Raw genomic sequence first — 12,715 nt, 5'->3', positions numbered from 1 at the left:
ACTTAAAGCATCTCTATAAATGCAGCCATTCTCGTATTTAATTGACCTATGTCATTAGTAGAAAAATCTGTTTCAACACTCATATATGGTATATTTTTTTCATTGTTTACAAATCTCTTAATTGATAAAGTTTCTACACTATACGTATGACAAGCTGTTAATATCACGTCAATTACAGCATCTACTCTATAATCATCAATCATTTTATTAAGAAGTTTAATTCTATTATGATTAGGAGTCATACAAGAACATCCAATTGATAAATATTTACGTGAAAGAGCATCGTAAACATCAGGATTTTCTTCATCTACTAACTCATCAACTGCTTTCGCAACACTGCAATTTTCAAAAGCAACTACATACGCTCCATTATCTTCAATTGCTTTAATAACTTTTTCTGCTGCGCCGCCAATAGGACAACCAGTGATTAATATACGTGGCTTAGCTTCATATTTCTTTTCTGTTTCATATTCAGAGTTAATTTTTTCAATTAACTCGTCCATTTGTTTTGGAATTTGTTCTTTATCAAAACTAAAAGTTGTCCCATTTATGACCTTAAATATATCTTGACCGAGCATTGCAACGGGTTCTTTTTTACCTAATTCATAAAACTTCTTTAGGGCTTTACGTTCATTATTTTTTATTGTTATAGCTTTTCTTATATCATCTTCACTTATTTCCGCATCAAACATTTCTTCTAAAGTTGACTTTAATTTAATTATTTCATGCTTCCACAATTGAAGTCCTACTTCACTTTGGGAATTTGGAAGTTCCATAACATGTACTGGTTTAAAATCTGAAAGATATTCATACATTTTCTTTTTCCCATCACAAGTTGTCTCCCCAACAATCAGATCTGAAAAGAAAAAGAATGGACATTTATCAGTTTTAGCAAAACCATAACTTGATTTAATTAAAGGACATAAATTACGCGGAAGATCTTGTTCGGCATCAGCAATAGTTTCATCTGATGTTGCACATAATGAAACAGTAGCAGCCCCCATAGCTAATGCTATTTCTTGTGGAAAGTAAGTACAAAACACTCCTATTAGTGGTATATCCTTATCCTTAAGCTCCTTAGCTTTAATAAAGGCATTTCTCCTTCCTTCAGCAAATTCTTCAAATATTTCAGGTAATCTCTTTTGTAATTCCATAATTGCCTCCATTTTCTATATAGCTTCTAAGTAATACTTTATATTTTAATAAAAGTTCTTAAATCTCTGATGTTTCCTATAAATTGTTAACTTTTTTCTTTTTTCCTCTTAAATTTTTTCATTTTTAACTTTTAAAACATTTATCTTTAAACCAATATTTCTTTAATAAAATTTTTATTGTAACCTTTAAAAACATGTTCCTGTTTAAAAAGTTACATTTAAATAAAGTACCTATTTAATCATTATAGATTTATCCCCTTTATCAATTACCTGCCCAATAACTCTCGCATATGGCGTAAACTCTTCAATCCTTGATAAAAATTCTTTAACATTTTTTTCTGGAATTGAGAGTAGCAATCCACCTGATGTTTGTGGATCTATCAACACATCTTGCAGCTCCTGTGTAACATTTGAAGCTAAAGTGAATTTATCTTTTAAATAATCAAGATTATTGTACATTCCTTCAGGTATAATTCCCATTTTGGCATAATCCAACGCTCCATGTATAATAGGTACAGACTGACTAAAAATCTCTATTGTTTTGTTGCTACCACTTGCCATTTCATAACTATGACCGATTAAACTAAAGCCAGTTATATCAGTACATGCATGTACATTAAGACCATAAGCACATTCTTTAGCATACTTATTTAATGTATACATTATAGATGTCACTTCTTTAATCTTATATTCAGTTAGTAACTCTGCTTTAGCAGCAGTATTCATTATTCCTATTCCCAACGGTTTTGTAAGCACAAGCATATCTCCAGTTTTAGCATTACTATTTGAAAGAATATCACTTGGATGTGCAAATCCACTTACGCAAAGACCATATTTAGGAGTTGGGTCCGCTATTGTATGACCACCAGCAATTACTGCACCAGCCTCTTTAACTTTGTCATATCCACCAGCAAGTATATCATGCATGATTGATATATCTAAACAAGAAGGAAAGCAAAGTAAATTCATAGCCGTTGCAGGATTTCCACCCATTGCATAAATATCACTAAGGGCATTAGCAGCTGCAATTTGACCAAATATATATGGATCATCAACCATTGGTGGAAAAAAGTCTACTGTTTGAATTGCTACTGTATTATCATTAATTTTATATACACAAGCATCGTCATTAGTATCAAATCCAACAATCAAATTGGGATTTTCAAACTTAGGTAAACTATTTAAGACATTATGAAGTACACCAGGTCCTATTTTTGCAGCACATCCTGAAGTTTTAGTTAAACTAGTAAGTTTTACATTTCCAGGCAAATAAATCTCCCCCTTCTTAATTAGTTGACAATTAAGAGTTAACTATAAATGTTTATAAAATTAGTTGTCTTTATATATTTTAATTCCTTTAAAGCGTAATAACCTTTGATGCCTCTTTCATGCAGTTTGTTATGTAATACATGTTACTTACTTTTCCTACCTTTAACTTTTCTTCAAGCCCGTAAAAGTTCAGGCATGCGCCACAAACTAGTATTTCAACACCTTTGGTTTCTAAATCTCTTAAGTGCTCTGCTGCTTGATGATTTAATGTTGGTACCTTTACACCATCATTCATAAACAAGATTGATTTTGGTAAATTATCAGACTCTGAAATTGTATAAAGATACATTTTTATTAGAGACTTTCCAAGCTCCTCATTACCTGCTCCAATAATTTCTTTTCCAATAAATACTGACCAGTTGCCTATTTCCGTTTTATTTTCTTCTAATTTGTCAGATGTTCCATTAAACACTTCAACTTCACTCAACTTATCTAAATCTTTTGAGAAATATACTTTAAATAAAGAATTCTCTTCTTCAACTGATACTGCAAAGCCTTGATTATTAGCTAATTTCTTAAGATTTTGCACAGCAATATCGTTGTCTACCTCAACTACAAAACTATTATTTCCACTATCTATCTCTTTCTTTGCCATTATTACTGGCATTGGGCATTCTTTTCCTTTTGCATCAAGCACTTTATTCATTTAACATTCTCCTTAATAATTTATGATAATTCAGTATTTTTTTAATATTCATAAATAAACATTCTATACTTTCTTATAACTCTACCTGAAATGACACGTACTATTTTGTGCAGAGTTACATTGAGAAAATGGGTATAGAATTTTTCTTTATTAGAAATTCATAGCCATTTTCTCTATCAATCGAAACAATAGAGTATTTGTTATTTCAGCTAATTAACCATAAAGCCCAAATATACATTGTTTATCTATAACATGGATTTTAAATATAAAATTGCTTCCAGTACGCCTCCCCCAATAGATCTGGCTTTATCTGAAATTGTAAAACAATGATTTTTTTCACACCTAGGATCAATATCTCCACTTTTCATTCCTTTAAATACATTAACATCCTTTTGAAGCATTCCACGAACTATCCCGCTTATTTCCGCAAATATTGGAATTCTATTTACATAAGCTACAATATCACCTTTTTCCACATAGTCTCCTATTTTATATACCGGAAATATCTTTCCATCACTTATAGCTCTAATTATTCTTTCACTAGTATATCCTCCAATATCTCCTGGTACACCAGTATTAGGAATAGCACTTCCGCTATATATTGCCTTTCCTAAATAATGACCTCTTTGAGTCTCAACAACACAGTGACAATCAAAACCAGCTGTAAATCCTGGTCCGAGAGCAATAACAATCGGAGCATCATTAATCCTTGTTCCTAAATTTTCTTTCGCAATTATAGCATCCACTACTACATCTGGATTAAGATCCTTTATAATTTTTGCTTCTTCATCTACTATTACAGGAATATTTCCTTCCTTAATAACCTTGTTGGTTTCTTCCATTTTAGAGACAAGGATTGCTTTTATCCCTTCAACTTCTACAGTATTATCATATACGGCTTGTGAAAATGCTACTGTTCTTCTGACTGTAGTAGGTTCTGAAATCTCTGTCATAACTATGTCTAATCCACATCTTTTCAATCTATGAGCTACCCCTGTTGCTATATCTCCAGCACCTTTTATTAATACAATCATTATTACTCCACCTTCTCATTTAAGACATATAAAATACTCTCCAATGATGACTTGTTATTTTTCAATATGCCTAAAGTAATTATTGACTTTATATTATAATTTATCTTTAAATGTTGTTATTATTGTTTCATTTATTCCTAAATCATATAATTCCTTAGATATTTTCTTGGCATTCTCCAACTCCATTATTGTATCTGCTTTATTTATAATAACTTTGTAAGGACATCTTACATCTTTCCTTTGACCTTTAGTACTTGCTAATATTTTCGCAACATCCCAATCACTAATGATATGTTCTTCGTCTGTATTCAGAAATCTTGAAACTAAATTTGATCTATGGCATATTTCTTTAATTTTCTTTCCTACTGCATCAATGCCACATACTCCTATAACTAAATTACTTTTTGTTAAATTTACAGGCTCATGCTCAGCTGGAACCTTTAATGGTAATCCTTTTGCTCCATCAGCCTCGACTAGTACGAAATCAGCTATTTCTATAAAACTTTCAGTTATTTCTTTTGACATTCCACTTATTTTTCGTGGAATGTGTTCTTCCAATCTCTCTAGATTACTCCTATCTTCCAATTTGTTATAATCAAATTTTTCATTCTTTTCATCACATAATAACCCAACTGTAATCATATTTTCATCATTTAATAATTTAATAATGTCCTCTTTTTTTCCTGTAATAACCGTATTACTCTCGGGCATAAACATACGAGTAGTTGTAGTTATAATAACTTTCTTACCTAACTCTTTTAATTCTTCACCTAATTTATATATTGAACTAGTTTTACCTCCTCCTCCAACAAATGAAATTATATTCTTCTTATTAATGTCTATTTTTAATGCGTCTATTAATAATCTTTGTTCCCTTATTTCTCCATTATTATATTCAAAAATCTTCATAGATTAACCTCAGTAGCTTATGAAGCAAAGCCTTCAATTTAACTTTGCTTCATAATATATCTTTCAAAGTAAATTCTTATTTCACTTTTGAAGCAGCAAGTTTTGGTTTACGGTAATACGTATTTTCCAAAGGATAACTATATCTGAATATACCATCTCTTTTGTAATATGCATTTTGACATGCTGGTGCACCCATCACGCATACTATTTCACCAATTCCTTTAGCGCCAAATGCAACACTATCAGGATTATTCTTTTCTATTAGGTGTACTTCAACAGTCGGCATTTGATTTGCTCTGAAAACGCCTAAAGTGCCAAGCTTTGCTTGTGGAATACCATCTTTAAGTGGAAAATCTTCTGTTAACCCGTATCCAAGTCCCATTGCTACCCCCCCCTCTACTTGACCTGTAGCAGAAAGAGGGTTAATTATCCTGCCAATATCGTGAGCCGCAACAACTTTTACTAATTTCCCATCCTTATCAATAACAACTAGTTGTGTTGCATATCCATACGCAATATGACTCACTGGATTTGGTTTTGACGAACCAATTGGATCTGTCTTAAATTCAAATTCTCCGATATACTCTTTTCCTTCTAATTCTTCTAATGTATATTCATTATCTAAATCAACTTTTAATTTTAATGATGATCGATGTGCTGCCTCCCCAGCAAATGTTGTTTGGCGAGATGCTGTCGTTGTTCCTGAGTCAGGTGTATATTTAGTATCTGGATGCTCCACAATTATCTTATCTGGTGTTAACCCAGTTGTTTCACAAATTATCTGAAGCAGTACAGTTTGTATTCCTTGACCTATTGCACCAGCAGAGGACCTAGCATGAACTTTTCCTTTTACTATCTTTAAATTACAGCGTCCTATATCTTGAACTCCTACACCAACACCAGCATTTTTCATTGCAGATGCTATGCCCACATAGTAATTAGGGTCTGCTTCATATTTTTCGAATTCCTCTTTAACTGCTTCTAATGTTTCTACCATGGCGGTCCCATCATCCGCAAGTTGTCCATTGGGTAGTGATTGGCCACTTCTTATGGCATTACGGTAACGAATTTCCCATCCTGAAATATCGACTTTTTCAGCCAATTTATTTATCAGAGGCTCCACAACAGCACAGGATTGTGTTACTCCAAAGCCTCGAAATGCACCAGCTGGTGGATTATTTGTGTAATAAGCGTTTCCTTCAATATCTACATTTTGATAATTATAAGGACCTCCTGCATGCGTGCAAGCCCTTTGGAGAACAGGCCCTCCCAAGGAAGCATAGGCACCAGTATCAGAAGTAAGTCTAGCTTTCATCCCTTTTAATATACCATTTTCATCGCATCCTATTTTGCAATAAATCTCCATGGCATGGCGTTTAGGATGATAATTAATGCTTTCCTGACGACTAAAAAACACTTTTACTGGTCGTTTGGTTAGATATGCACAAAGAGCTGCTTGATGCTGCACGCTCATGTCTTCCTTGCCTCCAAATCCACCTCCAACAACTGCACTTTGTATTCTAACCTTTTCCATTGGAATTCCCAGATAACTGCTAATCTCATGATATTCATCATATATACCTTGAGCCCCTGTAATAACCATTACTCCATCTCCATCAGGTAGCCCAATAGCAGTTTCAGGTTCCATAAAAGCATGTTCAGTTGGCGGCACGTAGAAAGTGCCCTCTACTATAAATTTAGAATTTGCAAGTGCAGTTTCTGCATTACCTCGTTTTACTTCCTCATGATCAAATACATTGTTCTCTGGAATTCTAAACTTTCCAAATTGCATAAAACCTTCTCCATGAACTTGGTGTGCACCATCAATACCAGCTTCTTTCGGATTACGAATAGGCTCTAATTCCTCATATTCTATTTCAACAGCCTTTACTGCAGCCATAGCCTCTTCTCTTGTTTCCGCCACAACCATTGCAAGAGTATCTCCACAACACTTTGTTTCTTCTCCAACATCAATCATTCCTGGCCAATCTTGTGCTAAGTGGCCAATATATCTCTGACCTGGAATATCCTTTGCAGTATATATGGCAACAACTCCTGACATTGTTAAAGCCTTATTTATATCAATAGATAGTATTTTTGCACGCGCATATTTACTAAATACATTCTTTCCATATAGCATATCATCAAAAGTATAATCATCTACATACTTTGCTGTTCCTAGTGTTTTATCACGAGCATCTACTCTACATGTTCTCTCTCCAACCCTGCCAGTTTGCTTTAATTCAGGTATTTCTAAGTTTTCTCTTAGCATTTTTGCTGCTAAAAGAATGCCATCCTCAATCTTTGCATAACCCGTACAACGGCAAATGTTAGTACGGATTGCTTGCTTTATATCTTCTCTCGACGGATTCGAATTTTGATCTATTAAACATTTACCGCTAATAACCATTCCCGGAATGCAAAACCCACATTGTACAGCTCCTGCAGCTGCAAAAGCATATGAAAACACATCCCTTTCTCTTTCTGTAAATCCCTCTATAGTCTGTACCATTTTCCCTTCAAGCCTAGAAAGTTTTTGAATACATGCACGTGTTGTCTTTCCATCAATAATAACAGTACAAGTTCCGCATGCACCTTCTTTACATCCGTTTTTCACTGACGTTATCTTAAGCACATCTCTTAGAAAGTCCATTAATGCCATATCCTTTTGTGACTCATATTCTTTTCCATTTATACTTACTTTAAACATTTAAAGCACCTCTCTCACAAAAACATAGATAAATCAACAGTTATAAATTTATACAAATCAAATTGCATTAAACTCTAAATGAAACTTCTAATTATGTATATTTAAAGAAAAGCCCATATAGGCTTTTCTTCATTTATTATTAACTGTTAATTATCATATTCTAACTTAATTTTTTATCTGTCTTCTCTAAAGTATGCTTCTCCGAGAGCCTGAGGTGATGAATTTAAATTATTCTTCTTTAATCCACCTAAAACCAATACTACTATTGTAGTTGCATAAGGAAGCATTCCTATAAAATATTGATTTACTTCTATACCTGTTCCTTGCAATCTTATCCCTAATATATCTAATCCTCCAAATAAAATAGCACCAAAGATTGCTTTTATTGGATTCCATCCTATGAAAATTACAAGTGCTACTGCAATCCATCCTCTACCTGCTGTTACATTTTCCGCCCATGAAGGTATGTAGACTAAAGATAAAAAGCTTCCACCAAGTCCACATAAAGCCCCACCAATTAATAAATTAATATATTTATATAGTGAAACATTTATTCCAGCTGCATCTGCTGCATAAGGATTTTCTCCAATCATTCTCATATTTAATCCGTACTTTGTGAAGTTAAGATAAATAAAAACCAATATTGCACATAAATAACCCAAATACACAAATGCACTCTGATTAAACAATGCTGCTCCAATAAAAGGTATATCACTTATCAAAGGTATCTTAATTGGAGCCAAAGAATTTCTGAAATTATCTGATAGTGTTTGACCCACATAAGCTTTTCCAATAAAACTTGAGAAACCACTTCCAAATATAGCTAGTGCAAGCCCTGTAACAACCTGGCTTGCTCTAAGGGATACCGTAAGAACGGCATATATCAATGCTCCAATAGCACCAAGTAATCCACTGCACAAAAATGCGAAAACTACATTTCCAGTATTGTATCCCATTATAAATCCCCCAATGGCTCCCATTAGCATCATTCCTTCAATTCCTAAATTCAAATTTCCAACCTTTTCTCCCAAAACGCATCCAAGGGTAGCAAAGAGCAAAGGTGTTCCTGCTATAACTGCTGACGATAAGAACAAACTAATTTCCATATGTTTCACCTCTTTCAGTCATATTGGTTTCCATTTTAGTCTTAGCTGAAAATTCAAATACCATCCTGTATTGCAAAAAGAATTGACATCCTAAAACACAGAATAAAATTGTAGATTGTATAATATCCGCTGCTGCCTGTGGTATTTGAAAGGCTGTCTGAATATATGAAGCTCCTTGTATCAAAACAGCAAACGCCACTGAAACAACCAGTGTCCATGTTGCATTAAGTCCTGAAAGCCAAGATACTATTATAGCCGTATTACCTACATTAGATGTTAATTGAATGCTAAGAGTATTTGCAACAGCCGAAGCTTGTATAGCTCCTGCAAGTCCTACTAAACCACCGCTAATAAAAGTAGTCAGTAATATTAACTTTTTTACATTCATCCCTGCATATTTTGCAGTATTTTCACTTTCTCCAAGTACTGATATTTCATAACCTTTCTTTGTGTAATTTAAAAATACATGTACTGCTATAACCAAAACAAGTGCTATTATCCAGCCTATATGAATTCCAAATAATTTTGGCAGAATTGCATTATCTCCAAAATTTGCAATCTTAGGGAACCCAAGTGATGCTGGATCTTTCCATCGTTGATATTGAAGGTAAGTAATCCACTTTAGCGCAATATAATTCAACATCAAAGTAATAATAGTTTCGTTTGTTTTAAATTTTGCTTTTAATATTCCTGCAATTAAAGCCCATATGCCTCCAAATAATATTCCTACAATTATCATTATTGGCATTAATAAAACTCCAGGCAGATTTGTAAAATTTAAAGCTATAAGAGCTGCTCCAAAACCACCCATGAGCATCTGCCCTTCTCCTCCGATATTCCAAAATTTCATCTTAAAAGCTACCCCTATACCTAAACCTGCTATTACAAGAGGTATTGTCTTCACAATTGTTTCGCTAATCCTGTGTCCAGTCCCAAAAGATCCGCTTACCATTGATACATACACTTCAATAGGATTGTGTCCCATAAATAAAATGAAAATACCAGTTAAAACTAGTGCAAGCAGAACTGCAAATAATTGAAGGAATATCTTCTTCTTCTTGCTTAATTTTTTTGCCTTAACTATTCTAACTCTAATCATAAGACTCTCCTCCTTTCTGATCCTGTGTCTTTTCGCTATATTCTAAAGTAGCTTCTTCAATATATCCTGCCATCATAAGTCCTATTTGTTCTTTGGTTGCATTTTTTCCGTTCACAATACCAATTAATTTTCCACCGCATAAAACCATTATTCTATCACTTAGCTCTAAAAGAACATCTAAGTCTTCTCCCACAAATAATATTGATACCCCTTTTTCCTTTTCCTTATTTAAAAGATCATATATCTGATATGTAGCCCCGATATCTAAACCTCTTACTGGATAAGAAGTTATAAGTACATCAGGACTTATACTTATTTCCCTGCCTAATAATATTTTTTGAATATTTCCTCCTGATAATTGTTTTACTGGATGATCTATTCCTGGTGTTTTAATTTCTAATTCTTTAATCATATTTTTAGCTTCATCTTTTAATTTATCTCTTTTAACGATTAATCCCTTTTGCTCATAATAATTTCTAAGTAATAAATTATCTGCAACACCCATACTTCCAACTAGACCCATGCCTAATCTATCTTCAGGTATAAGTCCCATTTTAATTCCCTTTTTATAAACTTCTCTTGGAGATTTATTAGTAATATCTTTTCCTTTAAATATGAGATTCCCATTTTCTATTTTTTGTAATCCAAATAAAGCCTCGCAAAGCTCTTTCTGACCACTTCCTGCGACTCCAGCTACTCCTAAAATTTCGCCTTCCTTCATGCTAAAGCTAATATTATCAAGTACATTTATGCCTAAGCTGCTTTTAACTGAGATATTTTTTATATCATATATTATTTCATTTCTGCTTGAAGATACTTTATCTATCTTTAAATCACTTTTATGTCCTACCATAAGCTCTGTCAATTGATTCTTATTAGTATCAGATATATTTAAAGTCTTTATATTTTTTCCTTTTCTTAAAACTGATACTTTATCACATAATTCCATTACTTCGTGTAGCTTATGAGTTATTATTATTACAGCACACCCTTGTTCCTTCATCCTTTTGACAATGTTAAACAATCTGCTTACTTCTTGAGGCATTAATACTGCTGTAGGTTCATCTAATATCAAAATATTTGCCCCTTTATATAATACTTTAATTATTTCTAACATCTGTTTCTCAGCTATAGACATTTCACTTACTCTTTTGTTTAATTCTATTTGAAGATTGTATTTTTCACATAAATCTAAAATGTTTTTATCTATTTCTTTATTTTTAGTAAAAAACTTTCCTTTGTTACCTGCAATTATATTTTCCTTTGCTGTAAATCTCTCAACTAATTTAAAATGCTGGTGAACCATACCTATTCCATATTCAATGGATTCCTTTGGAGACTTAAACTGAATTTGTTTTCCTCTTATAAAAATTGAACCACTATCAGGATTGTAAATTCCTGATAGCATGTTCATTAGAGTACTCTTTCCAGCCCCATTTTCTCCGAGGAGTGCATGAATTTCTCCACTATGTACCTTTAAATCCACATCTTCATTAGCTATGACAGATCCAAAAGTCTTTGTTATTTTTTTCAATTCAACACTCACACATTGTTCCATAAAGAGCCCCTCTTTCTTCATTATTATTTACTGATTTGACCGTCTACTCCCTCTACAAGCCAGTCAAAACTTAGTAATTGCTCATCTGTCATCTTTTGTCCTTCAGCTACTTTTATATTTCCATTTTGATCTTTAATAGGTCCTGTAAATACATCCCAAGATTTGCTTACCATTTTAGCTTTAGCTTCATCAACTTTTGCTTGTGCTCCTTGTGGTGCGTTTTTAGTTAATGGTGATAAATCGCATATTCCTGTGTCTATACCACCCCAATAGCTTTCTGATTTATATTTTCCATCCATAACAGATTGTACTGCTTGTACATAGTAAGTACCCCAATTCCAAATTGCACTTGTCATATTAGCATTTGGTGCTGAAGCAGACATATCTAAATCACACCCAATAGAAGAAATTCCTTTTTCCTCTGCTGCTTGCTGTACTGCTGTTGTATCTTGATATTGTCCAATAACATCTACACCTTGATCAATTAATGATAAACCTGCTTCTTTTTCTTTTGCCGGATCATACCATGTACTAGTCCAAGTTACTTTCACTACTGCTGTTGGATTTACTGATCTTACACCAAGAGCAAATGCATTTGTTGCTCTAATAACTTCTGGAATAGGGAATGCTGCTACATAGCCAATTTTTCCACTTTTGCTCTTCATTCCTGCTACTATTCCACTAAGATATCTAGCTTGATACTCTCTACCAAAATATGTGCTCATATTATCGGCTGTTTTTACTCCTGAACAGTGGAAGAACTTAACATCTGGGTGATCCTTTGCTACCTTTAAAATATAATCTCCGTATCCAAAAGATGTTGCAAAAATAACTTTGGCACCTTGATCAATCATATCATTAGCTACTTTTTCTACTTCCTGTCCTTCCGGTACAGATTCTTTAACTATAGTTTCAACATTTGGAAGCTTTTCTTCTAAATATTTACGACCATTATCGTGAGCTTGGCTATAACCTCCATCCGAAGCTGATCCAATGTAGATGAATCCTACCTTAAGCTTTTCGCCTGAAGCCTCTGTCTTTGTTGCCTTTCCATCATCTTTTGAAGTTTGTGTAGATGCTGAACCACATCCAACTAGTAGCATAGTAGAGCATGCTACTGCAGTAATTACTGTTAGTAATTTCTTTTTGATACTCTTATTCATAACTATT

General features: G+C 33.3%; 10 protein-coding genes. All 10 read right to left on the bottom strand.

Annotation, left to right across the window (positions count from 1 at the left end; genetic code table 11):
* Window positions 1-2: 2 nt before the first annotated feature.
* Window positions 3-1,154, bottom strand: a complete 1,152-nt coding sequence (locus tag F3K33_RS02795) for a double-cubane-cluster-containing anaerobic reductase (RefSeq protein WP_039770352.1) — start codon at window positions 1,152-1,154, stop codon at window positions 3-5.
* A 231-nt stretch (window positions 1,155-1,385) separates the two neighbouring features.
* Window positions 1,386-2,423, bottom strand: a complete 1,038-nt coding sequence (gene selD, locus F3K33_RS02790; RefSeq protein ID WP_039770354.1) for a selenide, water dikinase SelD — start codon at window positions 2,421-2,423, stop codon at window positions 1,386-1,388.
* A gap of 88 nt (window positions 2,424-2,511) precedes the next feature.
* Window positions 2,512-3,129: a sulfurtransferase-like selenium metabolism protein YedF gene (gene yedF, locus F3K33_RS02785; protein ID WP_039770356.1), complete on the bottom strand. Its 618-nt coding sequence runs from the start codon at window positions 3,127-3,129 to the stop codon at window positions 2,512-2,514.
* 245 nt (window positions 3,130-3,374) lie between these two features.
* On the bottom strand, window positions 3,375-4,163 hold the full coding sequence (gene yqeB, locus F3K33_RS02780; protein ID WP_039770358.1) for a selenium-dependent molybdenum cofactor biosynthesis protein YqeB: 789 nt from the start codon (window positions 4,161-4,163) through the stop codon (window positions 3,375-3,377).
* A gap of 93 nt (window positions 4,164-4,256) precedes the next feature.
* Complete coding sequence (yqeC, locus tag F3K33_RS02775) at window positions 4,257-5,072, bottom strand: selenium cofactor biosynthesis protein YqeC (RefSeq protein WP_039770360.1); 816 nt, start codon at window positions 5,070-5,072, stop codon at window positions 4,257-4,259.
* Window positions 5,073-5,148: 76 nt separating this feature from the next.
* Complete coding sequence (xdh, locus tag F3K33_RS02770) at window positions 5,149-7,782, bottom strand: selenium-dependent xanthine dehydrogenase (RefSeq protein WP_039770362.1); 2,634 nt, start codon at window positions 7,780-7,782, stop codon at window positions 5,149-5,151.
* Between the two features lie 173 nt (window positions 7,783-7,955).
* Window positions 7,956-8,888 carry an ABC transporter permease gene (locus F3K33_RS02765; protein ID WP_039770364.1) on the bottom strand — a complete coding sequence of 311 codons (933 nt, stop codon included), beginning with the start codon at window positions 8,886-8,888 and terminating at the stop codon, window positions 7,956-7,958.
* The gene (locus tag F3K33_RS02760; RefSeq protein ID WP_039770366.1) at window positions 8,878-9,987 is read right to left on the bottom strand and encodes an ABC transporter permease; all 1,110 of its coding nucleotides are present in this window, start codon (window positions 9,985-9,987) and stop codon (window positions 8,878-8,880) included. Before F3K33_RS02760 ends, F3K33_RS02765 begins: the two co-directional genes overlap by 11 nt.
* The gene (locus F3K33_RS02755) at window positions 9,980-11,545 is read right to left on the bottom strand and encodes an ABC transporter ATP-binding protein (protein ID WP_039770368.1); all 1,566 of its coding nucleotides are present in this window, start codon (window positions 11,543-11,545) and stop codon (window positions 9,980-9,982) included. The genes F3K33_RS02760 and F3K33_RS02755 overlap by 8 nt, the downstream gene beginning before the upstream one ends.
* A gap of 23 nt (window positions 11,546-11,568) precedes the next feature.
* Window positions 11,569-12,708: a BMP family ABC transporter substrate-binding protein gene (locus F3K33_RS02750; protein WP_039770370.1), complete on the bottom strand. Its 1,140-nt coding sequence runs from the start codon at window positions 12,706-12,708 to the stop codon at window positions 11,569-11,571.
* Between the last annotated feature and the right edge of the window lie 7 nt (window positions 12,709-12,715).

It is taken from the genome of Clostridium beijerinckii, assembly GCF_008705175.1.
Taxonomy (GTDB): Bacteria; Bacillota; Clostridia; order Clostridiales; family Clostridiaceae; genus Clostridium; species Clostridium beijerinckii.
This window is presented reverse-complemented; position numbering and strand designations above follow the sequence as displayed.